The organism is Novosphingobium beihaiense (assembly GCF_022832375.1).
Taxonomy (GTDB): Bacteria; Pseudomonadota; Alphaproteobacteria; order Sphingomonadales; family Sphingomonadaceae; genus Novosphingobium; species Novosphingobium beihaiensis.
The window spans coordinates 1-22,824 of the sequence record NZ_JALHLG010000032.1; the positions used below are offsets into that span (position 1 = coordinate 1).

The following is a 22,824-nucleotide window of genomic DNA, read 5'->3' on the forward strand; positions in this document are numbered from 1 at the left end:
ATAACCCCTCCGTCACGCACTGCGTGCGCGACACCTCCCCATTGGCTCCGCCAACAGGGAGGAGTTACGCCAAAGCCTCAGAAACGCGCCCTGACACCGGCAGCCAGGTAGTGATCGCCGATATTGCCTTTCAGGTCGATATTCGGGAACACCGGCATGGCCACAGTGCCATAGGCCCGCAGATCGCCGCCGATGAAACGGGCGCCCACGCCCAGCGCCAGCGAAGCGGGCAAGCGATAGGCCGCTTCGACCTTGCCGAAAATCTTGGTGCCCGAATTGTCGCACTTGCCGTCCGAGACCCGGTCGCCGCTATTCTCGTTGAAGCACTGCGAGTCGATATTCTCGTAACCGGAGTGATCGCGGTGGTGGAAGAATACGCCCGCACCGGGCGTGATCGAAAAGCCGCCATCCTCGATCACCGGCACACCGGCGGCGATCTCGGCGCCCCAGTCACCTTCGGAGCGGGCAACGTTGGCCTCGCCAACGATCTGGGCGGCGGCAGGAGAAGCCGCCAGAGCGACGGGCAGAGCGACACCTGCGATGAGACGAAATTTCACGTTGAATCCTTAGCTTAGGTAAGGCGCCTTGCTGTACCGCCGAGCCCTGCCGGGCGGCAAGACAGGCGGACTCGCCTTGCCGCGATGGCGGCTCCATCCACCCCGGGCCGGTGCCGCAAGGCTCGCGCCAGCTTCGCGCGATACATCTTCCGGTCAGAAAACCGGGCCTACATGCCCTCTCCAGACCTCTATTGCCGGAGCCCCCCTATGGCATTTTCCCGTACTCTTGCACTGTGCCTTACCCTGACCGCGCTTATCCCCGCCATCGCGCAGGCCGCCACGGCCGAAGCCGCCAGCAAGGCGATAGAAAGCCTGCGCGCCGCCGATACCGATCATGACGGCGCCGTGACCCGCGCCGAACTGACGGCCTATCGCGATGGCCAATGGCCCCGTTTCGACCGCAATTCCGATGGCTATTTCAGCCAGGACGATCTGCCCGGCCTGCTGCGCGGCCGCTGGAACGGCGACAAGCTGACCAAGCTGCGCGACACCTACGACAGCGACCGGGACGGCCGCATCAGCCGCCGCGAATTCACCACCGGCCCGGCCCCCGCGTTCGACAAGGCCGATGCCGATCACGACGGCCGCGTGACCGAAGCCGAACTCAAGACAGCACTGGCGGCTGCGCGCAACTGAAGACGCGCCGCGCTTCCCCAAAAAGTGAAGGAAAACGCCCGGCGCAGGCTGGAGTGAGGGAGAGAGCTCCCGCGCCGGGCGCAGATCAGCCTTAGAAGAAGCCGAGCTTCTTGGGGCTGTAGCTGACCAGCAGGTTCTTGGTCTGCTGATAGTGATCGAGCATCATCTTGTGCGTCTCGCGCCCGATGCCCGATCCCTTGTAGCCGCCAAAGGCCGCATGGGCGGGATAGGCGTGGTAGCAGTTGGTCCACACACGCCCGGCCTCGATCGCGCGGCCGACGCGGTAACAGGTGTTGGCATCGCGGCTCCACACACCCGCGCCGAGGCCGAACATCGTATCGTTGGCGATCTCCAGCGCGTCCTCGACCGTCTTGAAAGTGGTCGTCGAAACCACCGGGCCGAAGATCTCCTCCTGAAAGATGCGCATCTTGTTGTGGCCCTTGAACACGGTCGGCTGCACATAGAAACCGCCCGCAAGATCGCCTTCCAGCTTCGCCGCGCCGCCGCCGATCAGCACTTCGGCGCCTTCGCTGCGGCCGATATCGAGATAGCTCAGGATCTTCTTCTGCTGTTCCTCGCTGGCCTGCGCGCCGATCATGGTTTCCATGTCGAGCGGGCTGCCCTGCCGGATCGCGGCGACGCGCTTCAGCGCCTTTTCCATGAACTTGTCGTAGACCGATTCCTGGATCAGCGCGCGGCTGGGGCAGGTGCAGACCTCGCCCTGATTGAGCGCGAACATCACGAAGCCCTCGATCGCCTTGTCGAGGAAATCGTCATCCTCATTGCACACGTCGGCGAAGAAGATGTTGGGGCTCTTGCCGCCCAGTTCCAGCGTTACGGGAATCAGGTTCTCGCTGGCATACTGCATGATCAGCTTGCCGGTGCTGGTCTCGCCGGTGAACGCGATCTTGGCGATGCGCTTGGACGAAGCAAGCGGCTTGCCCGCCTCCACGCCGAAGCCATTGACCACATTGAGCACGCCGTCCGGCAGCAGATCGGCGATCAGCTCCATCAGCACCATGATCGAGGCCGGAGTCTGCTCGGCAGGCTTGAGCACCACGCAATTGCCCGCCGCGAGCGCCGGTGCAATCTTCCAGGCCGCCATCAGCAGCGGGAAGTTCCACGGAATGATCTGCCCGACCACGCCGAGCGGCTCATGGAAGTGATAGCCCACGGTATCGTTGTCGATCTGCGAGATCGAGCCTTCCTGCGAGCGGATGCAGCCCGCGAAATAGCGGAAGTGATCGATCGCCAGCGGAATGTCGGCCGCAGTGGTCTCGCGGATCGGCTTGCCGTTGTCCCAGGTCTCGGCGAGCGCCAGCTTGCCAAGGTTCTCCTCCATGCGGTCGGCGATTCGGGTAAGCACCAGCGACCGCTCGGCCGGAGAGGCGCGGCCCCAGGCGCCCTTGGCGGCATGCGCGGCATCCAGCGCCAGTTCGATATCGGCCGCATCCGAGCGCGCAACCTGACAGACCGCCTTCCCGGTAATCGGCGAGACATTATCGAAATAACGGCCCGCACTGGGTGCCACCCAGCGGCCGCCGATGAAATTGTCATAGGACTTGGCGAAGGGCGCCTGCAGAGTGCTGGCGCGTTCGGCTACCATCTGATCCATGGGGTGATCCTCTCACGTTTGGAGCGGGCCTCCTGCCCGCCTTTCCGTGAGACGGACATGCGCGATTCGTTACAATGAAGGGAGAGGGGCTGGCGCCGTGACAGGGCGGATTGTCTCAGGGGTGAGACAGAGCGGCGGGAGCGTTGACCTTTCATCTGCGTCCGGTTCCGCCCGGCAAGCTGGCTGGAGTGCCGTGGACACATCCGGTGCGGCTCTCAACGGCAGCTTGTCACCGATTCAATCCGAAAGCCGACGTTCTGGAACCGTCGGCATAGCGGACATACCTGCAGTGCGAATCAACACCACTCGCTCCCTTATGGCCGCTCATTCTGGCGCAATCGGCCGGCCTTCGAGGCGGGCGACAGCATGGCGCACCACTTTGTCCAGCGCCTCTTCCGAGAAGAAACCGCCCGGAATCAGGCAGCGCTCGATCAACACGCGGCGAAATGCCGCGAAGGTTGCCTCGTCCGGGGCGATGGGATCGCCCCAGAAAGCGTCCAGTCCGTTCTGGCAGGTCAGGTCCGCAACGTCGTAGACCGCATGGCCCAGCACTACGACGGGCACTCTGGCAGCCAGCGCGAAAGTGCCGCTGGTGCTGTTGACCGTAACCATCCCGCGCGCAGCACGCGTTACCGGCACGATATCGCCCCAGGCCAGGTAATCGACGCGGTCCGCGACGCCGAAGCGCGCGGCCAGATCGGCGGTTTCCTGCTCCCAGTTGCGCACGCCGTTATCGAGCGGGTGCTCCTTGACCACCAGGCGCGTACCTGCGGGCGCATGGGCAGCGAACGAAGCGATGACCATTTGGATCGCCGGCAGCATCCCGGCAAAAGGTGAATGCAGGCGGATCTGCGCATCGGAATCGAGCTGGAGCGGAAACAGGTAATAGGGCCCGCCGTCCCGGGCGAGCCGTTTGAGCAGCCCCGCCGAGGAGGCCTCGCGCGCCTTGCGGCGGCGCAGCTTGCGCCACCAGCCCATGCCTTCAACAACCGGGTGCCAGGGGCGGTGATTGCTCCAGCCCGGATAGTGCCAGCGGGTCAACACGTCGGCCGCGTTGTAGATCAGCCCCTCCAGCGCGCGGCGGCGGAACGAGGCGGGCACCTGCGCGTGCGGCGGGACCGGGGGCAGAGCGGCGGCGATCTCACGATACCAAGCCGGATCGCGCGGCAGCGAGGAGTGCCCATTAACTCCGCCCAGTTCCAGCGTCACCCAGTCGGGACGGATATAGCCTTCGTCGAAGACGTGAACCGGCACGCTGGCCTCGCGGCAGATACGGATCGCGGGCATGTGGTGGTCGCGGCAATCGCCGAACAGGACGACATCTGTGATCCCCTTGTCCGCCAGAAGCCGGGTAAAGAAGGCAGGCCATTCGGCCAGCGTGCCGCGGTACTCGATTCCGTTCGGCAGGCGCCAGAACACCCGGTCTCCGCCGTTGAAATTGACCTTGTGGACAGTATGCCCCTCACGGATCAGCTCTTGCCCCAGACGCCGGAACAACGGCCCCATCAACCCCTGCAGCAGGAGAACGGTGCGAGGCTTGTTCAAAGAGCGATGCAGTGAGCCGTCCTGAAGTTGATCTGCCGCCACGGTTCGAAAATCATGCATCCGCAAAAACGTCTAGCTCCGTAAGAACATCGTAGCCCCCTCCGGCAACCGGGCTGCAAGCGATACGCCCGCCGGGCGTATGCCAAGGATGTCTTGCAGGTCGTTAGTCCTGCAAGCGGCCTGCTGCAAGTCCGCGGCACCATACGCTGGATGACAGTACCGGCCATCGCCGCTATGAGGCCTCCCCGCTGCCCGTCGCACGGGCCCGACACAGGCGATGATACGACCCGACAGTGACTTTCAATGGACCGATATTCGCTGCGGCAATGGCTGGTGTTTTTGCCGGTTCGGGCATGTTGGACGCTCTGGTGCGCCCTCGTTCTCCTGCCGGGCTGCGATCCTGGCAAGGCCTGTGGCTGCTCGCCTCTATGGCGGCGGCGCTCTATGGCCTGTTTCTGGGACTGACCGGCAACGGCGTAGTGGCGATGGTGCTCGCGCTGGCTGGGCAGGCGCTGCTGACGGTGGCCTCCAATGCCAAGCATGCCATGCTGGGCGAGCCCTTGCTGTTCTCCGATCTGGCCCTGATCGGCGCGGTCTTTCGTCACCCCCAGTTCTATCTTTCCGCGGTGCGGCTGTGGCAGCGCATGCTCGCCTCGCTCGCCGCCGCGGTGCTGGTGGGGACGGTTGTCTGGCTATCGCACTCGGCCCCGGGCGCGCGCCTGGCGGGTCTCGCGGTCATGGCGGGAGGGCTCGGTGTGCTCGCACTGTCGTTGCTCCTGCCACCTTGGAAGGCCCTGGCGCGCACTCCCGATGCCGCGGCGGACACCCGCCGGCATGGCTTGCTCCCCACGATCCTCCTCTACTGGCGGCGCTGGCGGGCGGAGAGGGATCCTGTGCTCTGCGCCGAGCCGGCACGCCACACGCCCACCGATCCTCCCGAACTCGTCGTCATGATCCAGTGCGAGAGTTTCGCCGATCCGGCCGAACTGTTCGCCGACCCTGCACGGACACTGCCCGGCCTGGAAGAAGCGCGTTCACGCGCGATGCAATGGGGCAACCTCGAAGTCAGCGGTTTCGGAGCCTACACCATGCGCACCGAGTATGGAGTTTTGTTCGGCCGCGACGAAGCGGCACTCGGCTTTCGGCGCTACGACCCCTTCCTGACGGCCCTGGGCGAGGGGAGTTACGCACTGCCCGCCCGCCTGGAGGGATGGCGCTCGCTGTTTGCCCACCCGCACGACATGCGGTTCTACGGGCGGCATGAAATCATGCCCGCGGGCGGGTTCGCCGAACTGGTGGGCGAAGAGCGCTTTGCTCCTCCGGCGCCGGGCGAAGGCCGCTACGTTACCGACGCCGCAATGGCCGACGTGATCCTCGATCTTGCCGTGGCTGCAAGACAACCAAGCCTGATCTACGCAGTGACCATCGAAAACCACGGCCCCTGGGCGCCCGATGCGCGCGGCGGCGGCGATCCAGATCTTGTCGAGGGCTATATGCGCCTCGTGCGCCATGGTGACGCGATGCTCTCCGCCTTGGCGCAGCGCTTGGCCGCGCTGGGACGCCCCGCCCTGCTGGTGTTCTTCGGCGATCATCGCCCGAGCATTCCCGGGGCCTCGGTCCCGGGCGGTGCACGGCATACGCCCTACGTGATGATACGCATGGATGAGCAAGGGCGCGTGGTTCCCGGCGGCAATCGCCGTATCGACCTCACGCCTGCACAATTACATCATGCCGTGCTCGACACTGTTCTGGGCGCACAGGTCTTCCCTGGCACCCCATAGAGCAGACTTTTCATGCCGGAAAACATCATTAACATTACGTATAGTGTGAAGGGCATTTTTTATCTTGGGTGTTGAAAAGACACATCTTATCGCATCTTGTCGCAAACCCTGAAGCTGACAGGTATTTCGGCTTGACAGGAATGCCTGCCTACTGTCCAGAATCCCGGGCAATGCGAGATCCGGTTCCCAGTTCCCAACACATCAGGTTGTTTCAGAATAAGCGCCTGGAGAAGCTTACGCTGATCTCACCGCGTACTTTCGCGCTGAGCTGGGCTGTCATACTCCCGTCGATCGCATGGGCTGGCTGGATGGGGATTAAAGACCATCCTCTCCATCCGCTGTTCGTAGCCGAACTGGTCGCGGCCGGTCTGTTCGCTTGGACTCTTTTTGAATACGCTATGCACCGTTATCTGTTTCACTGGGATTGCGAACGGCCCGCGGTGAAATGGTTCGTCTACCTGATCCACGGCAACCACCATACCAACCCCAACGATCCCATGCGCGGACTGATGCCGCTGGCGGTCAGCGTGCCGGTAGGCGGATTGATCTGGCTTGCCTTCCTCGCCCTCATGGGCGCGGACGGAACCTGGCTGTTCCTGGGTTTCATGACCGGCTACGTGTGTTACGATACCGTGCACTTCGCCTGCCACCAGTGGACGATGCATTCACGGGTCGGCAAGATGTTCAAGCGCCACCACATGCGGCACCACTGCGTCAACGAGAACGCCAACTTCGCGATCTCGGCGCTGTTCTGGGACCGTGTGTTCGGCTCGCGCATCCGCTCGCTCAAGCGGAACGGCATCCAAGAGTAACGCTTGTGAACTGGCAGAAGACCGTTAATGCGCGGGGCTGGAAAGTGCCCTTCGTGGGCAAGTCGCTGTTCCAGATCGGTAAAGATCTACGCCCGAAAATCGACGCGATAATCATGCGCAATTCGCGGGTTCCGGACGCGGCCGTGCAGGACAAGGCCTTCTTCCCCTGGATCGCCGAGTTGGAACGCCACTGGGAAGCGATTCGCGACGAAGCCGTGCGCATCCGCGCCGAGGACATTCCCTCGCTGGGCGATATCTCCTTCGATCACGGGCGCATCGCCGCCGACCGGCGCTGGCGTGCCTTCTTCCTCAAGGGTTACGGCTACCGCATGCCCGGCAATGCCGCGCGCGCGCCGGTCACCGCCGCGCTGATTGAGAATGTGCCCGGGCTCGTCACCGCGAACTTCTCGGTGATGGAGGCGGGCGGCCACATTCCGCGCCACTGGGGCATGACCAAGGGCATGCTCACCTACCACCTGACGCTCAAGGCCCCGCGCGAGCGCGAGAAGTGCCGCATGCATATCGAGGAGGGCGAGACCCTTCACGTTATGCATTGGGAAGACGGGCAGTCCTTCCTGTTCGATGACATGTTCAATCACGAAGTCTGGAACGAGAGCGGGGACGACCGCTATGTCCTGCTCATCCAGATCAAGCGGCCCTGCCGGTTCTGGGGCGACCTGATCCAGAATGTCTTCCTAGGCGCCGTGCGCCATTCGCGCTTCGTGCAGGACATCCGCAAGGCCATCGAGCGGGAGGCCCGCACGCGCGGCAAGTCCCCGGCCTGAGGCGGCATGGCCAATACCCCGATCCTGTGCTAGTAGTAACAGGTAATACCTTTTGCTACGAGGTCAGGCCCATGGCGACGGCAACATCGATCAAGCTCGACGACGCTCTGAAAGGGCGGATCCGCACTCTTGCGCAAAGCCGCCAGCGCACGGCGCACTGGATCATGCGCGAGGCGATCGCCCAGTATGTCGAGCGTGAGGAGAAGCGGGAGGCGCTGCGCCGCGAGACGCAGGCGGCCTGGGAGGAATTCCGGGAAACGGGCCAGCACGCCACCGCTGACGAGGTCGGCGCATGGCTGGCAAGCTGGGGAAGCGGCGAGGAAACCGATCCGCCGCAATGCCACAAGTAATCTTCGCCCCGGCCGCGCTGCGCGATCTGGAGCGCTTGCGCGCCTTCCTGCGCCCCAAGGCCCCCGAAGCCGCCCACAAGGCCGGTGCGGCCATCCTGCGGGGCGTGGAAGGCCTTGGCGCCTTCCCGCGCATGGGCCGCCTGATCGACGGCATGTCCGAGCACTTTCGGGAATGGCCAATCGGTTTCGGAAACAGCGGCTATATCGCCCGCTACCGCATCGATGGCGACCGCATCGTGATCCTGGCCGTGCGGCACCAGAAAGAGGCCGGGTTCTGACACCTGTCGCCCACAAGCCGGATTTCCCCATGCTCGGCCATGTGGGCACGATTGCCGGAACGCCCCCCTTGTAGACAGCAAAATATTTCAATCGCAACATATTGAAATACAATGAAAATATATATCCCAACGGACAGCCGAAACATTTTTTGGGTACCGAAATGATATATCTGTTTGAAATATAAGCAGAAAGAACAACGGCTCTGCCGTGTAGGGTGTGCATGGGGAAAGGGACTTGAAACCTTCACGGCTACGCGAAGAAATACGGGATTTCGAAAATTTTCCCGATCTTCCAGGGGCGCGTGCGGCCGTAAGGCCGAACAGTGCCTTCAGCCCTGCAACTCCTCGATCGCCTTCACGACGATGGCAATATGTTCGGCCCAGTTCGGGTTGTGCCAGCCCGGCAGGCGCGCAAGCTGGGCGCGGTGGAGGGGGCCGCGGGTGGCGTGATCGAGGATCGTGGCCTGCCAGCCCGGGCCGTCGAGCGGGTCGAGGTAGTCGGGCGCCGTGCCGCCCACTTCGCGCAAGGCGGGCAGGTCGCTGCAGATCGCCGGCACGCCGAGCGAGAGCGCTTCGGCCACCGGCATCCCGTAGCCTTCCGCGAATGAGGGCATGACCAGCGCACGCGCGCCGCGCAGCAGGGCCGAGAGCCGCGCGTCGGGGCAGCCGCCCAGTTCCTCGACATGGCCAGTAAGGGCAGGGCAGCGTTCGAGCATGTCGACGACCTGCTCGTTCTCCCAGCCCCTGCGGCCGATGATGACAAGGCGCGGCATGTCCTGCGGCGGCAGGCTCTGGACCATGTGCCGCCAGAGGTTGAGCAGGAGAAGGTGGTTCTTGCGCGGCTCGATCGTGCCCAGACATACGAAATAGGGGCGCCCGTCGCTGGCCGCCTCCGGTGGGGCGGGCGGCAGGGTCTCGGTGCCCAGAAGGGCGACGTGGATCTTCGTTTCCGGGGCCAGCCACGGCGCCAGCGCGCGGCCCGTCGCGGCGGAATTGACGATCGCCGCGCCGCCGCTGGCGGCGCAGGCGGCTGCCACCGTCTCCATGCGCCTGCGGTGCAGCGCGGCTCCCGATGGGCGGGCATATTCGGGAAACTCGATCGGAATCAGGTCGTGGACGAGGCACAGGAACCGGGCCTGCTCGCGCGCGAGGATACGCTGCACTTTGGCCGCATTCGTCAGATGATGCGGCGAGGCCTGGACATAGATGGCCTTTCCATCACGTGCGGAAGTCACACCCCGGCCCGTGGGCATAAGCGCCGTGAGCTGCGGCAGGACCGAGGCCAGCGAGCGCTGGCGCGGAGCGTCGGTTTCACTGGCCCAGCGCTCCTCCAGTTCGTCGAGATAGGCCAGCGCCGCCTTGCGCGGCAGGCGGCCATAGCGCCCCATGGGATGGACGGCGGCAAGGACCAGATCCTCGCCATAATGCGCCAGAAGCCCCCGGGCATAAGCCATCTCCACCCGGTCCACTCCCGAAGGCGTCGAATAGCGCAGGCGCGAGATCAGGCGCGAAATATCGAGGATCACGGTCATCGGCGCAGCACGTTCATCAGCTTGCCCTGCCAGCGGCGCAGCGGGGCGGCCCACTTGAGGCGGTTGGTGGCGGTGGCACTCGCCATGCGCGAGACCAGCACCTCGGGCGGACAGGGCAGGGCGGTTACCGGGTCGAGATAGCGCGGGTAGAGGATCAGGACGCCCGCGACCAGCGCATCGCGCGAGAGCCGCCGTGTGCGCCGCGCCGGCACTGCGCCCAGATCGCGGGTCAGGCCCCATCCTGCATAGAACGGCGTGCCATGGCAGATCACCTCGCGCCCGCGCATCAGGGCCTCGAAGCCCGTCAGCGAAGTGAGCACATGGACCGCATCCACCACGTCGAGCAACGGGGCCATGCCGCCGCCGCGCACGATACGGTCCGCATGGGCGAGGATCTCGCCGTCCGGCACTTTGCCCTTGCGATGGCCGGCATCGACATCGGGGTGCGGGCGAAACCAGATCTCGGCCTCGGGTTCGAGCGCGCGAACCCGGCGCACCAGTTCGAGGTTGGAGGCGAGCCCCCCGCCGCCGGCGCGCACCGACATGTCGTCCTCCACTTGCCCGGGGACGAGGACGAGGCGTTTGCCGGACCGGCGCTCAGGCACCGGCGCCGCGGTATCGGCGGCGTATTTGCTGATGCCTGCGCGCACGATCGTCTCGCGAAGGGCTGCGGCGCGCTCAAGCAGCTTCGGCGGCATCTGCGCGGTGTTCAGGATCGTTTCCAGATCGCTGGGCTCGCGCGGGTCAAAGTGTATGCCTGAGGCGTCTACTACGACCGAAGAAGGCGGCACAAGGTCGACCCCCAGCCCCACCGAACGCACGAAACCATCTTCCACCCGTACCAGCGGCACGCCTTGCGCGCGCGCTTGCGTGAGCAGGGCCGGGGAAACCCGCGACGGCCAGACGGCGACGCTGCCCCCCGCCTTGCGGGCTATCCGCAAGGCGCGAGAAGAGGAAGAGACAAGCGCGAAAGACCGTGCCGGATGCCAGAGAAAGTGCCGGATTTCCTTGCGTTTCCACCAGGCCATGCCGCAAGCGGCGGCAATCGGACGATTGGCATCCAGCGCGCCGCGCCACAGGCCCAGCAGCTCCACCACAGCTTCGAACGTAGAGGGGCCGCCGGTAAAGGGATCGCGCCAGACCACACCGCACAGCGCCTCGGCCGCGCGCCGGTCAAGCGCCGCGTCATCCTCTCCCGGCGCGCCGAAACGTCCGGGCGAAAGAACCTCGACGGGGACACCAGCGATGCGGGCCAGCGCCACCCATTCGTCGTCGCCATGCGCGACAAGCCGCTGCGCCCCGGGCAGCACGGACCAGGGATCGACATCGCCGAACCAGACCCGCCCGGCCAGCGCCTCTGCCCAGTCCCGCGCCGTGGACGGTGCGATCCAGACCGCGTTCCCATCGTGCGCCGCATGGATCTCCGAAAGACCCTGCGGCCGCAGCACGGTGCCCGCGGGCTGCTCCAGATGCGCCGGATCGGCCCAGAACCGCCCACCCACGCGGGCCGTGCGCACGGCAGCAAACAACGCGGCGCAATCTGTGGGAATATGGGTGGCCGCAGCTGGACTGGACACTGCCGCATCGGCCCAGGCAAACGGCGGCGCCCGGAGCAAGGGCAGGAGGGTCACGGCCTGACGCCCCATTCGGCCAGCGTCAGGCCACCGCGTTCGCCGCGATGGATCACACCGTAGCCTCCGGTCGGCAGCTTCAGGCCCGAAGGGCTCTCCTGTCCTTGGACGAGCCCTGCCGCCAGCAGCGCAAAGCGCGCCGCGCCATTGCTGGTGACCAGCAGCACCGGGCCCTTTTCCTCCTCGAACAGCGCCTGCCACGCGGCGATCCGGGCCTCAGCATCGACTTCCCAGCCCGGAGGGGCCACCCCCTGCGCATCCCAGGCCGCCAGCGCCTCGGCCCCGATCCGGGCCAGGATGGCGTCCTCGGCCGCGTTCTCGTCGGGCCCATGGTCGATCTCACGCAGCCATGCGCAGGGGAGCGGAGAGGGCGATCCGGGCAGATGCCTGAGGATCGCCTCCGCCGTCTGCCGGGTACGCGCCAGCGGCGAGACGAGAACTTTCGCGAACGCCATCCCCTGCGCGGCAAAATGCGCACCCAGCGCTTCGGCCTGCGCGTGCCCCGCCGCCGTCAGCGGCAGATCGGTGCGCACGCCGATCCTGCGGGGTGGTTCTCCACGCTCGAACGTGTTGCCGTGGCGGACGATAACAAACATGGCCTGCGCGCTATCAGGCCGGGAAAGGATCGCCTAGCCGCGCGATCGTTTCTTCCGCCAGCGCGAGGTCCTCGGGCGTGTCGATGCCTGACATGGCGTGGCTGGGCGGATCGATCTCGACCGTCGCGATCGTGCGTCCCGCTTCGAGGAAGCGCAGCTGTTCGAGCCCTTCCAGAACCTCGTAAGCCCCTTGCGGCGCCGCGCCGAACCATTCGAGCGCCGCCATGCGATAGCCATAGAGGCCCAGGTGCTGCCACACCGGGGAAAGCGGGCCTGCCTCGCGCAGCTTGGCTTCGCCCCGGATCGCGGGCAGGATCGTCTTGGAGAACCACAAGGCCCGCCCATCGGCGGCCCGTACGCAAGTGGTCCCGCTGAACGGCGCCTGCCGCTTGTGCGCACGCAAGGCATCGAGCCGCGCCCAGTCGAGCCGGTAGACAGGCGTGGCCACGTCCGCCGCTCCCTCGCGTAGCGTCCTCACCAGTCCGGCCACGACTTCCGGCGGCACGAACGGCGCATCGCCCTGCAGGTTGATCACCAGCCCCGGCTTTTCCGTCTGTTCCGCGCGCATCAGCGCCGCCGCACAGGCGCGCGCGGAGCCGGAATCGCACGTCTCGGGCGTCATTACCGCCTCAGCCCCGATCTCACCGGCATGGTCGCGGATGCGTTCGTCGTCAGTCGCCACCACCACCGCGCAGTCCCCGGCAAGGCCTGCGGCCACGCGGGCCACCGCCACGACGCGTTCGAGCAGCGTGCGCCCGGCGATCGGCAGCAGCGGCTTGCCGGGCAGCCGGGTCGAGCCATACCGCGCGGGCACGACGATAAGGGCGGAAGAAGAGGGCGTCATTCGCGGTTCCTGCCGTGGGCCCGCGCTCAGGCCACCCCGGCGCGCACGATATCGTGCATATGGATGATTCCCGCCAGCTTGCCGTCCTGCTCGACGAACAGCACCGATATGGCGTTCTCGTTGAGAATGTGCAGCGCCTCGGACGCCAGCGTTTCGGGCAGGACCGTCAGCGGGTTCGGCGACATGTGCAGGCCGATGTTGTCGTTCAAGTCATGGACGGCAATGCAGCGCCGCAGATCGCCATCGGTGAAGGCACCGACCAGCCTCTCGTCCTCGTCAACCACGGCGGTGCAGCCATAGCGCTTATGGCTCATTTCCAGTGTCGCGCTGGTCAGCGAGGCATCGCGCCCGACGCGCGGAATAGCCTCGCCAACTCCCATGATCTCGCCCACCGTCACTAGCTGCGAGCCGAGCTTGCCGCCGGGATGAAACACATAAAAATCGGAAGACGAGAAGCCCCGAGCCTCAATCAGCGCCACCGCCAGCGCATCGCCCAGCACCAGTTGCAGCGTGGTGGAGGAGGTCGGTGCCAGCGCATTCGGGCAGGCCTCACGCACAGGAGGCATGGCCAGGCAGATATCCGCCGCGCGGCCCGCCGTGCTGTCCGGATGCGAAGTCGCGACAATCAGCGTCACGCCATATCTGTTGCAATAATGCAGAATGTCGCCCAGCTCGGCCGTCTCACCCGACCATGTAATGGCCAGCACGACGTCCTGCTTGGTAATGACGCCAAGATCCCCATGGCTGGCTTCACCGGGATGAAGATAGAGCGCAGAAGTGCCCGTCGAACGCATGGTTGCGGCGATCTTGCGCGCAATATGCCCGCTCTTGCCCATGCCGGTCACGATCACTCGCCCTGGCGTCGCCGCGAGGGCTTGGATCGCACGGTCCACCTCTTCGCGAAGTCCGGTGGTTTCCAAGGCGGTGCGTAGCGCATTCAGCGCATCCAGTTCAATCTTCAATGTCTTGAGTGCGGAAGCGGAATGGCGTGCCTGGGAAAGTACACTGTTCATATCGTCATCAATCATAGGGCCTGGATACTTACAAGATCAATTTGCAGCCAAGTGAAACGGCACCTGCCCCAGTCCGTCATTCAGACTGGCCAAGGGGCTCAGCGGTCTCCGCCTTTGCGCGATAACGCCCTGCGCGTAAATCCAAAAATAGATAAAATAGATAGAACAACTTCAACACATTAACTAAGGGCGCAGGCTTCATCTCTCTGCCTTCCTGCTAATCGGGCCTTAAATCATGATCCTTTGCGGACATACGATCACCTCTGCCACATCCCTTTTTGCCATTGCCGGCCCCTGTGCCATCGAGAGCGAAGCGCTGACGCTGTCCATCGCCGAAACCCTCGCCGGGATCGCGGACCGTCTCCAGATATTTCTCATTTTCAAGAGCTCTTTCGACAAAGCGAACCGCAGTTCGGACAAGTCCTTCCGGGGGCTCGGCATGGAAGAAGGCCTGCGCATTCTTGAAAAGGTTCGCAGCGAAACCGGCCTGCCTGTCCTTACCGATGTCCACGAACCAGCCCAGGTTCCCGCTGTGGCGCAAGTGGCGGACATGTTGCAGACCCCGGCGTTTCTTGCCCGCCAGACCGACTTCATCGCCGCCGTGGCCGCCTCCGGCAAGCCGGTGAACATCAAGAAGGCCCAGTTCATGGCGCCCGCCGACATGAAGCAGGTGGTCGCCAAGGCCCGCAACGCCGCCAGCGCGGCCGGTCACGATCCCGACGCGTTCCTGCTGTGCGAGCGCGGCACCTCGTTCGGCTACAACACGCTGGTCTCCGACATGCGCGGCCTCTCGATCATGGCCGAAACAGGCTGCCCGGTGGTGTTCGATGCCACCCATTCCGTGCAGCAGCCCGGCGGGCTCGGCGAGCGCTCCGGCGGCCAGCGCGAATACGTTCCGCTGCTGGCGCGCGCGGCCGTTGCCGCAGGCGTGGCGGGCGTCTTCATGGAAACCCACCCCGATCCGGACAAGGCCCTCTCGGACGGTCCGAACGCCCTGCCGCTCGACCAGTTCGAGGCGCTCTGGACAAAGCTTCTGGCGATCGACGCGGCCGTGAAAGCCTAGCTGCCGCAAGCCCGGCACACGTCTGCGCTTTCGCGATTGCCCCAGGCAGTAGACTGACACACCATAATATTATGCATATGGCGCTGCGAACATGACGATAAAAAAGGTTCTGCTCAGCCCTCTCTGGGCCCTGCAACTGCTGACCGGGGCCAAGAGCTTTCTCGACAATCCGCTGATCGGATCGCGCCGCCTCAATGCGCGCGGGCTGCATGTGAAGCGGGTGAAGCTCGCCGCAAGCCTGTGCGCCTGGCGCCGCCGCCGCCTCGCTCACAAGGTCAGGCCCGAATGGCGCGCCGCGTTCGATCGCGACGGCTTCGTCATGATCCCGAACGTGGTTCCGCCCGAGCAGTTTCCCACCCTGCGCAGGGCGCTTCTCGCCTACGAAGGGCCCGCGCGCGAGATGCGCCAGGGTGACGCTATAACCCGGCGCATGGCGATCGATCCGGCCATGCTCGCCGCGATCCCGGCCTTGCGCACCCTGCTGGAACGCAAGGATATCGTGGCATTGTTCCACTATGCCGCCAGCTTCCGCACCACGCCGCTGCACTATATCCAGACCATCGTCAGTCATGACGGCAGCAACGAGGCGGACCCGCAAGAGACGATCCATGCCGACAGCTTCCATTCCTCGCTGAAGGCCTGGCTGTTCCTCAACCCGGTGGCCGGGGACGAGGGACCCTTCACTTACGTGCGCGGTTCGCACCGCTTCACGCCCGAACGCCTCGCCTGGGAACACCGCCGTGCGCAGGCCGACCCCCACACCATAGACCGGCTCTCCGCCCGCGGTTCGCCCCGCGTCACCGAAGCCGAGCGGACATCCATGAACCTGCCCGCACCCGAAGCGCTGGCCGTGCCAGGCAATACCCTGGTCGTGGCCGATACGGTAGGCTTCCACGCACGCGGCGCATCGGCCCGCCCAAGCGAACGCGTGGAGATCTGGTCCTACGCCCGCCGCAACCCCTTCCTGCCCTGGCTCGGCGGAGACCTGCTCAGCCTGCCAGGCCTTGCCGAGCGCCGGGTGAACTGGCTCTGGGCCCTGCGCGACAAACTGGAAAAGCGCATCGGCCAGCCCTGGAAACCGGTTGGCGTTCGCAGGTCGATAGAGGACGTGCAAAAGTAAAAGGCGGTGTTCTTGAGATGGCCATATCCGCTATCTCCGCAGACCCGCTCCACTCAAACTCTATGACCGGCGGCCGGATGAAATCACTTTGGCGGAAGTGGACCGAGTGCGGTTGTAACTATCTCCATTACAGGCCCATGCTCGGATCGTCGCACTACACAAAAGCAAGGCCGCAATCACAATATCGCCTACTTGCCAAAGCTTCATCCGATACCTACCCCCACAAAGGCAGGAGATATTAAGAGAAAGCCTGGCCCCCCTTGTGATAAATACCGCCATCCAGCAGACAACCCATTCCCTGCCTACTGTCCTGCATCAGATTTCCAGGCTTCCACGCCAGATCAAAGATGGAGCAATCCGATACGACGGCTTGTTCGACATCTTCCCTGAAAGCTACTGGTCGCGCTTCACCCTGTTGCACAGCGTCACGCTTCGCTGCCACTTGAGCGGCCCAGCACGGTTGCGTCTGATCCGTCGCCAGGTCGATGGTTCAGACGCCGAGACGCTCTTATGCGACGTTGTCTGCAACGATGTTGAGGCAGTGCTATCCACCCCCCTTGCTGCTGTCGGCGCGGATGAAAGCTACCTGCTTCTGGAGGTCGTTCCCGAAGACGCATATCCAGAACCTCTTCTGTCTGCCATATGGGAAACCTCGCAACCGGCAGTGCGTACACCATGCGTCGGATTGACCATCACCACCTTCAATCGCGAACCGTTTCTTGTCGCCAACCTTACCCGGCTGCATGGACGCATGGCGGGCGGCCGCGCTATCGTCGTCAACCATGGCCCCCCTGGATTGGAAGCACGGCTGAAAGATCAATTGCCGGAAAACCCTGCGATACGCTGGATCGACCAAGAAAACAGTGGGGGTGCTGGCGGCTTCACGCGCGGCATGATGGAACATCGAACTGCTGGCGACATCACACATGTGCTGCTGATGGACGACGACATCGATCTACCCGAAGATATCATCGAGAGGACAACGGCAATCCTGTCCTACTCTCACCCCGAAGTGTGTCTTGGCGGCGCCATGTTCGACTATCACCATCGCAACCGCCTATTCAGTGCGGGCGACATGCTACTACCTGGCGGTTTCGCAATCGGCCACGTTGCCCCACCCGAGGGTTGCGACATCTCGACGCCCGAAGGAGTGGACTTCCTCGCACGCGTACATCGTCCCGACTTCAACGGGTGGTGGTGCTTTGCGTTTCCCCTCCAGGCGCTCGACTGGGTCGGACTGCCGATGCCTTGTTTTATCCGCGGCGATGACGTCGAATTCGGCTACCGCTTGAAGCGAGCCGGTATGCCCACGTTGGGCTGGCCGGGGCTGGCAGTATGGCACATGCCCTTCGCGGACAAATCGGCCCCCTGGCATATGTTCTATGATCGCCGGAACAGCCTTTTCGCTAACGCGCGCCATCGCCGTGTCGGCAGACTGGCCGCGATCAGCAAACTGGTCGGAGGCTTTGCCCACCATCTGCTCCGCTACGATTACGATCGTGTCCAGGCGATGACACTGGGCATTGCCGCCTTTAACATGGGAGCGTCCAAAATGGCCAATTGGAGCCACCGCGACCACGCGATGATGATTGCCACAACTTCGACAATGCAAATCCAGGATATAGACACAGCCGAAACCCTTCTCTCCACGGCGCAATTACTCAAACCGCAGCATACTTCAGGATTGCTGCGTTCTCTGCGCATGGTTGGTCGCATGATACTCGACCTCACCGGCCTCCCGACCGGCAAACCGACGGCATACCGCCTGGCTCCAGGCACAATCTGGCGTCCTGATTTCACGCGCCGTCCTGCACTGGTGATCGAAAGCGATACTCAAGGCCGCACCGCACGCATCTACCGGCGCAATCCTGCGGAAAGCCGCCGGGCAACACTGCGCTGCATCAAAGCCCTCTTTGGCATGGTGCTACACTTTCACCAACACGTTCCCCAAGGCTTTCCATCTCCGCGCCAATCCACTTCAAGCATGAATTCTGGGGATTAACCGAATGCCACCCGGACAATGCACATGCGAAATATGTCATTGTTTCGTATCAAGTCTTTGATATTACCTTATGCCGTTTATCCGCATAGCCACCATTCTAGATGGCTTTTCCCTCGGCCTCGCGCCACTTTCAAGTTTCAGACAGGGCTTCTGACACATGCGTGTTTGTATTGTAGGTGCCGGTTTCTCCGGCGCAGTGATTGCGCGAATGCTCGCCGAAAAAGACATCTCCAGTTTGGTTGTGGATGAACGCAATCACCTCGCCGGCAACTGCCACACTGAACGCGACTCTGAGACCGGTGTGATGGTCCACAAGTACGGCCCGCATATCTTCCATACCGGGATCGAACGCGTCTGGAAGTTCATCAACCAGCACGGCGTAATGATGCCCTACGTCAACCGGGTGAAAGCAAACGTAGCGAACAAGATCTATTCGCTGCCCGTTAACCTGCACACCATAAACCAGTTCTTCGGTGAGGCATTCTCCCCCGCCGAAGCGCGCGCATTCGTCGAATCCAAAGCTCGCATGGACATCGATGAACCGCAGACCTTCGAGGAACAGGCGCTGCGCTTCGTCGGCAATGACCTCTACGAAGCCTTCTTCAAGGGATATACGCGCAAGCAGTGGGGATGCGAACCCAGTGAACTGCCCGCCTCAATCCTCAAGCGCCTGCCCCTGCGCTTCAACTACGACGACAATTATTTCAACCATCCCTATCAAGGCATGCCACGCGACGGCTACACCGCGATTGTCGCCAGCATTCTCGACCACCCGAAGATCGAAATCCGCCTGGGGGGACGCCACGAGGATCTGACCGAGGACTTCGCACACACGTTCTACTCGGGGCCGCTCGACCGCTATTTCAATTATGACCTTGGCCGCTTGGGCTATCGCACGCTGGATTTCGTCCCCGAGCGCGCCGAAGGCGACTATCAGGGCACTGCCGTCATCAACTATCCCGACGAAAGCGTGCCCTTTACCCGGATTTCGGAACATAAACACTTTGCGCCATGGGAAGCCGATAGCTTCGACAAGACCATCGTGTTTCGCGAATACAGCCGTCTGTGTGGACCGGATGACGTTCCGTACTACCCGATCCGCATGGTCGCCGAGACCCAGCTCCTGGAACAATACGAAGCACGTGCAGCACAGGAAAAGAACGTCACATTCGTCGGCCGCCTTGGCACGTATCAGTACCTCGACATGGACGTGACCATCGACCGAGCGATGGACGTCGCCGAAGCCTACCTCGCTGCATATTCCCCGGTGGAGGCCTGACACCTATGCCGCATTCTTTGGGTGCCCCAGCAGTCTACGCTCCCTTCTTCCCAATCAACCTTCAGCCGCTCGAAGTACGCCTCCCCCTATACTTCGAGGGTAAGCCGCCCTCAATCGCTAACGGTTGCCCGCTAGTGCTGGGTGGTCATCCCCTGACCGTCGATGGAGCGATGAGTTCGCTTTACGATCGCGAGGTCTTCGGCGCGACAAGAGAAGAGCATTTTCGTCTGCGCCTGCAAATAAAAGGTTCGGCCGAAATCGCCCTGCTGCATACCGACCACACCGGACATCGCCGCGTAGTTGCAACTGCGCACAGTGGCGGTGGTAAAGATGTCTACCGCTACCCAGGCAACTATCTGATCTCCGACGCCACAGTCGATCCCTATCGGGACGAGCACGAGGTCACGATACCCTTCAACCTCGTCACGGCCGATAGCGGCGCAGGCCGTTGGAGCTTCATGGTGACGCCGCTGTTCGGCGCAGTCGAAGTACTTGCGGCAGAATGGGAAATCGGTGCAGCGCCGCTGCGTGAGATCTGCCCGGCCTTCGTCATCTGCACCTTCAACCGCGTTGCCCAGTTGCAGGCTAATCTTGCCACTCTGAGCGGCATCCTTGATGCCGAAACCTCAGACTGGCGTGTAATCGTCGTTGACAATGCGCGTACATTCACAGTGCAGGCTAGCCTCGCGACTGACCGCATCCAAGTGATTGCGCAGAAGAACGTTGGTGGCGCCGGCGGTTTCGGACGCGGCATCCACATTGCGTTGGACACTGATGCGACGAGCCACATCGTCTTGCTCGACGACGACGCAGATATCGACGCAGTGTCGATCGCACGCATGCTCAATATCTTCCGCTTCCAGGCGCAAGAAGAAGACTTCATCGGCGGTGTGCAGATGGACGTCTACGATCCGCTCAAACTGGCCGATGCCAGTGCCTACTGGCGGGCTGATCGCTTTGAGACGGTGGAGGCGCGCATGCCCCCCTCGCGCCTTGATTCCCCCGAAGGCAAGAACGCGCTGGCTCGCAACATGTACACCAACTTCAACGGGTGGTGGCTGTTCGGTGGCAGCAAGACTGCATTCCTGCGCAACGGCATGCCTCTCCCGATCTTCGTCCACCTCGACGACGTCGACTACGGCGTGCGCGCAGATATCGCCGGTCGGCGGACTTGGACAGTACCAGGCATCGCAGTTTGGCACGAACCCTACTATGCTAAGGTCGAAGGCTGGTTCGCCTTCTATAATATCCGCAACGAGTTGATCCGTCTCAGTGGGCATCTGCCACGAATGATCGGCTCGATGATCGACGAAGGTTATATCAAGAAGGCAAAACCACAACGCGCACTAAGCAAGCGACTTAAGCGGGTCGAAAAACAGTTGCAGGCTCGCTTCCGCAACTTCATCAGCACCAACCAATATGGTTCTGCCTATCTCTTGAGCATGGCGGTAGAACGCTTCTTGGACGGCCCAGCGCCCTTCCGTACGGAAGATTTTGACGCTGTTCACCAACAGGTTATGGCCCAGTACAAGCGGTTCAACCAGAATTACCGCAAGCTGGACCGCCTTCCGGTAGGCCGCATGGCGGCCACACCAAGCACCGCCGCAAGCAAGATTTACCGCTTCGTTCAGCGCCGGACCTTCAACGGTCACAAACTGCCTCAGCTCAAGTCCAGCCCATTTCGCCGCCTTGTGGTGTTTCCGGAACGCATGGACATCAGCTGGACCGGCATACCGCTACAGTCTGATTTCGCGTATACTGATCCTGATAATGGTTCGCTGCATTACTTCGGCTTTAATCCGGATGTTTACGGCGAAATCAGCGAACACTTCAACAAAGTGATCAAGCGCTACATTCGCGAGTGCGGACGAGTAGGCCCTCAATGGGCTGACGCCTACGACGACATCATCTCGCGCGAGTACTGGAACAAGCTGATCGCCAGTTTCGATTAATATATAAGAGGTCTGGTCGGCGTTAATTCGCCCGCCAGACCTTTCCATCACAAGCTATGAAGCTGCGTTCCCGACCGCCGCCGCGGTTAATCTCCTGGCGCCAGTGCATAATTGGCTCAGCCAAGTCGGTAACAAACGCCATGGAACCAGCGCTCGCCTCATTGCAGGCCGGCAGGGTAGCAACAGTGCTGCCTTCAATCTTAACTCTACGTGCCGTTACCTCGCCCTGAGCATCGATGCTTGCAAGGTCTGCAGTATCTGCGGCATTGCGCAAGCGTAGCAAAGTGCCGGAAGGCGCATTGTCACTGGCACGGCGGATCGTAATCGTATCATTGCCATTGGCCAATTGTCCTCCGGCAAAGATCGTCCCTGCAAAGGATGGCGAATTGGAGAACACGATACCAGCAGCTACTGGACACCCCTTTGGATGCGCATCACGCGGGCACGCTGGATCTCCCGGCGCGCCATAGTAGGTCGTCTGAATGTCCACCGGAATGTGCGCAGCATTAACAACCAAACCCTCAGCCGCGTTCTGTATGACCACCCCCTTGCCCCATGCCCCGGTGGTGCGCTGGAGTAGAATGCCCTGCATTCCAGAACCTTGGTATGGCCCGCCTGCGCCTCCGCCAGTCAATAACATACCGATGAGACCTGCTCCACCACCTGCAACCTTGGCATCAGCAGAAGACACATCCACATTGAGGTCTATCTCGAAGGGCTTGTAAATACCCGCTCCGATCCGGTCCGCAGCATGGACGTTCTGGACCAGATTGAGCACTTCTTGGATGTTGCCCCCATCGGTATTTCCATTGCTGTCGGCCCCCATGTATCCGAGAACTTGTGACGCTGCTCCATGTGCGGGGCCTATCAGTTCCTGCGCCCAGCCTTGGGTGGTGTTCGCCCTGCCTTGGGGGTGCGGCAGATCACGCCAAATCTGCCAAGGGCCTGCACTGGTGTTGTATCCGTTGGTCAGGGTATGATTGAAACCATCCAACCCCTCCGCACCTGGCCCAGCAAAGGTAGCATACGATGAACTGCGAATACTGATCGATCTCGGTACGTTCTGCAGAGGATTACGCGAAAGTTTATACTGGCCAGCGGGAATCACAATTTCACCGCCTGCTCCGGCTGCTTCAATGGCGCGTGCCAGAGCAGGTGCGCTATCCTTAAGCCCCTTGTTATCCGCCCCGTAATCGGAAATGTCGACTATCGCCGCAGAGGCGGTAGCTACAGACGACGGACGAGTGGCTACCTCCCCACTACGATCCTCTGCAACGGCAGAAACAGCAGGCACTATCATCAAACAGGCAATCAGAAGGTGAGCAGTCCTTAGCATAGCGGCTCCACATTTGCAGAAAGGCCTTGGTCGAGAAGATCCTGATCCTTCTGACAGTTACCCCCCTAGAAGAAGCTACTTTCCTGTCCGATAGTTT

At 62.7% G+C, this 22,824-nt stretch carries 20 protein-coding genes; 11 read left to right on the forward strand and 9 right to left on the reverse strand.

Annotation, left to right across the window (positions count from 1 at the left end; all coding sequences use genetic code 11):
* Positions 1-77 precede the first annotated feature (77 nt).
* Entirely contained in the window at positions 78-557 is a 480-nt protein-coding gene (locus MTR66_RS16110) for a hypothetical protein (protein WP_243922920.1), read from the reverse strand.
* Positions 558-764: 207 nt separating this feature from the next.
* Between MTR66_RS16110 and MTR66_RS16115 the strand changes: the two genes are divergently transcribed.
* The gene (locus MTR66_RS16115) at positions 765-1,193 is read left to right on the forward strand and encodes an EF-hand domain-containing protein (protein ID WP_243922922.1); all 429 of its coding nucleotides are present in this window, start codon (positions 765-767) and stop codon (positions 1,191-1,193) included.
* 91 nt (positions 1,194-1,284) lie between these two features.
* Here the strand turns inward: MTR66_RS16115 and adh are convergent, their stop codons facing one another.
* Complete coding sequence (adh, locus tag MTR66_RS16120; RefSeq protein ID WP_243922924.1) at positions 1,285-2,808, reverse strand: aldehyde dehydrogenase; 1,524 nt, start codon at positions 2,806-2,808, stop codon at positions 1,285-1,287.
* A gap of 324 nt (positions 2,809-3,132) precedes the next feature.
* A complete protein-coding gene (locus MTR66_RS16125) occupies positions 3,133-4,353 on the reverse strand; it encodes a capsule biosynthesis protein (protein WP_456094039.1) in 1,221 nt (406 codons plus the stop codon).
* Between the two features lie 368 nt (positions 4,354-4,721).
* On the opposite strand from MTR66_RS16125, the gene MTR66_RS16130 reads away from it, so the two are divergent.
* The 5 genes from MTR66_RS16130 to MTR66_RS16150 all read left to right on the forward strand — a co-directional run bounded on the left by MTR66_RS16130 (position 4,722) and on the right by MTR66_RS16150 (position 8,359).
* Entirely contained in the window at positions 4,722-6,134 is a 1,413-nt protein-coding gene (locus MTR66_RS16130; RefSeq protein ID WP_327194518.1) for an LTA synthase family protein, read from the forward strand.
* Positions 6,135-6,442: 308 nt separating this feature from the next.
* Positions 6,443-6,946 (forward strand): sterol desaturase family protein, encoded by a 504-nt coding sequence (locus MTR66_RS16135; protein ID WP_268740548.1) that lies wholly within the window; start codon positions 6,443-6,445, stop codon positions 6,944-6,946.
* A gap of 5 nt (positions 6,947-6,951) precedes the next feature.
* On the forward strand, positions 6,952-7,731 hold the full coding sequence (locus MTR66_RS16140; protein ID WP_243922929.1) for an aspartyl/asparaginyl beta-hydroxylase domain-containing protein: 780 nt from the start codon (positions 6,952-6,954) through the stop codon (positions 7,729-7,731).
* 71 nt (positions 7,732-7,802) lie between these two features.
* Positions 7,803-8,081, forward strand: coding sequence for a CopG family ribbon-helix-helix protein (locus MTR66_RS16145; RefSeq protein WP_243922931.1), 279 nt, complete (start codon positions 7,803-7,805; stop codon positions 8,079-8,081).
* Positions 8,069-8,359: a type II toxin-antitoxin system RelE/ParE family toxin gene (locus MTR66_RS16150; RefSeq protein WP_243922933.1), complete on the forward strand. Its 291-nt coding sequence runs from the start codon at positions 8,069-8,071 to the stop codon at positions 8,357-8,359. The genes MTR66_RS16145 and MTR66_RS16150 overlap by 13 nt, the downstream gene beginning before the upstream one ends.
* 329 nt (positions 8,360-8,688) lie before the next feature.
* Here MTR66_RS16150 and MTR66_RS16155 read toward each other — a convergent pair whose 3' ends face one another.
* The 5 genes from MTR66_RS16155 to MTR66_RS16175 form a co-directional block, all read right to left on the reverse strand.
* Entirely contained in the window at positions 8,689-9,891 is a 1,203-nt protein-coding gene (locus MTR66_RS16155) for a glycosyltransferase family 4 protein (protein ID WP_243922935.1), read from the reverse strand.
* Complete coding sequence (locus tag MTR66_RS16160) at positions 9,888-11,408, reverse strand: capsular polysaccharide export protein, LipB/KpsS family (RefSeq protein WP_327194519.1); 1,521 nt, start codon at positions 11,406-11,408, stop codon at positions 9,888-9,890. Before MTR66_RS16160 ends, MTR66_RS16155 begins: the two co-directional genes overlap by 4 nt.
* A gap of 110 nt (positions 11,409-11,518) precedes the next feature.
* Positions 11,519-12,118: a histidine phosphatase family protein gene (locus tag MTR66_RS16165; RefSeq protein ID WP_243922939.1), complete on the reverse strand. Its 600-nt coding sequence runs from the start codon at positions 12,116-12,118 to the stop codon at positions 11,519-11,521.
* 13 nt (positions 12,119-12,131) lie between these two features.
* Positions 12,132-12,962 carry a 3-deoxy-manno-octulosonate cytidylyltransferase family protein gene (locus tag MTR66_RS16170; protein WP_243922941.1) on the reverse strand — a complete coding sequence of 277 codons (831 nt, stop codon included), beginning with the start codon at positions 12,960-12,962 and terminating at the stop codon, positions 12,132-12,134.
* Between the two features lie 26 nt (positions 12,963-12,988).
* Entirely contained in the window at positions 12,989-13,990 is a 1,002-nt protein-coding gene (locus MTR66_RS16175; RefSeq protein WP_243922943.1) for a KpsF/GutQ family sugar-phosphate isomerase, read from the reverse strand.
* 220 nt (positions 13,991-14,210) lie between these two features.
* Between MTR66_RS16175 and kdsA the strand changes: the two genes are divergently transcribed.
* From kdsA to MTR66_RS16200, 5 genes are all read left to right on the forward strand, one after another.
* The gene (gene kdsA / locus MTR66_RS16180; RefSeq protein ID WP_243922945.1) at positions 14,211-15,038 is read left to right on the forward strand and encodes a 3-deoxy-8-phosphooctulonate synthase; all 828 of its coding nucleotides are present in this window, start codon (positions 14,211-14,213) and stop codon (positions 15,036-15,038) included.
* A 91-nt stretch (positions 15,039-15,129) separates the two neighbouring features.
* Positions 15,130-16,158 (forward strand): phytanoyl-CoA dioxygenase family protein, encoded by a 1,029-nt coding sequence (locus tag MTR66_RS16185; protein ID WP_243922947.1) that lies wholly within the window; start codon positions 15,130-15,132, stop codon positions 16,156-16,158.
* A 262-nt stretch (positions 16,159-16,420) separates the two neighbouring features.
* Entirely contained in the window at positions 16,421-18,160 is a 1,740-nt protein-coding gene (locus MTR66_RS16190; RefSeq protein ID WP_243922949.1) for a glycosyltransferase, read from the forward strand.
* 157 nt (positions 18,161-18,317) lie between these two features.
* The gene (gene glf / locus MTR66_RS16195; protein ID WP_243922951.1) at positions 18,318-19,439 is read left to right on the forward strand and encodes a UDP-galactopyranose mutase; all 1,122 of its coding nucleotides are present in this window, start codon (positions 18,318-18,320) and stop codon (positions 19,437-19,439) included.
* Between the two features lie 170 nt (positions 19,440-19,609).
* Positions 19,610-21,391, forward strand: a complete 1,782-nt coding sequence (locus tag MTR66_RS16200) for a glycosyltransferase family 2 protein (protein ID WP_243922953.1) — start codon at positions 19,610-19,612, stop codon at positions 21,389-21,391.
* 22 nt (positions 21,392-21,413) lie between these two features.
* On the opposite strand, the gene MTR66_RS16205 is transcribed toward MTR66_RS16200, so the two are convergent.
* Positions 21,414-22,691 (reverse strand): glycoside hydrolase family 55 protein, encoded by a 1,278-nt coding sequence (locus tag MTR66_RS16205; protein WP_243922955.1) that lies wholly within the window; start codon positions 22,689-22,691, stop codon positions 21,414-21,416.
* Between the last annotated feature and the right edge of the window lie 133 nt (positions 22,692-22,824).

What these genes read in the sequence shown, in the direction of transcription:
- adh (WP_243922924.1), bottom strand. Translation starts at nt 2,808, where the DNA reads ATGGATCAGATGGTAGCCGAACGCGCCAGCACTCTGCAGGCGCCCTTC.
- MTR66_RS16185 (WP_243922947.1), top strand. Translation starts at nt 15,130, where the DNA reads ATGACGATAAAAAAGGTTCTGCTCAGCCCTCTCTGGGCCCTGCAACTG.
- MTR66_RS16170 (WP_243922941.1), bottom strand. Translation starts at nt 12,962, where the DNA reads ATGACGCCCTCTTCTTCCGCCCTTATCGTCGTGCCCGCGCGGTATGGC.
- MTR66_RS16175 (WP_243922943.1), bottom strand. Translation starts at nt 13,990, where the DNA reads ATGATTGATGACGATATGAACAGTGTACTTTCCCAGGCACGCCATTCC.
- kdsA (WP_243922945.1), top strand. Translation starts at nt 14,211, where the DNA reads ATGATCCTTTGCGGACATACGATCACCTCTGCCACATCCCTTTTTGCC.
- MTR66_RS16145 (WP_243922931.1), top strand. Translation starts at nt 7,803, where the DNA reads ATGGCGACGGCAACATCGATCAAGCTCGACGACGCTCTGAAAGGGCGG.
- MTR66_RS16200 (WP_243922953.1), top strand. Translation starts at nt 19,610, where the DNA reads ATGAGTTCGCTTTACGATCGCGAGGTCTTCGGCGCGACAAGAGAAGAG.
- MTR66_RS16165 (WP_243922939.1), bottom strand. Translation starts at nt 12,118, where the DNA reads ATGTTTGTTATCGTCCGCCACGGCAACACGTTCGAGCGTGGAGAACCA.
- MTR66_RS16115 (WP_243922922.1), top strand. Translation starts at nt 765, where the DNA reads ATGGCATTTTCCCGTACTCTTGCACTGTGCCTTACCCTGACCGCGCTT.
- MTR66_RS16205 (WP_243922955.1), bottom strand. Translation starts at nt 22,691, where the DNA reads ATGATAGTGCCTGCTGTTTCTGCCGTTGCAGAGGATCGTAGTGGGGAG.
- MTR66_RS16135 (WP_268740548.1), top strand. Translation starts at nt 6,443, where the DNA reads ATGGGGATTAAAGACCATCCTCTCCATCCGCTGTTCGTAGCCGAACTG.
- MTR66_RS16150 (WP_243922933.1), top strand. Translation starts at nt 8,069, where the DNA reads ATGCCACAAGTAATCTTCGCCCCGGCCGCGCTGCGCGATCTGGAGCGC.
- glf (WP_243922951.1), top strand. Translation starts at nt 18,318, where the DNA reads ATGCGTGTTTGTATTGTAGGTGCCGGTTTCTCCGGCGCAGTGATTGCG.
- MTR66_RS16155 (WP_243922935.1), bottom strand. Translation starts at nt 9,891, where the DNA reads ATGACCGTGATCCTCGATATTTCGCGCCTGATCTCGCGCCTGCGCTAT.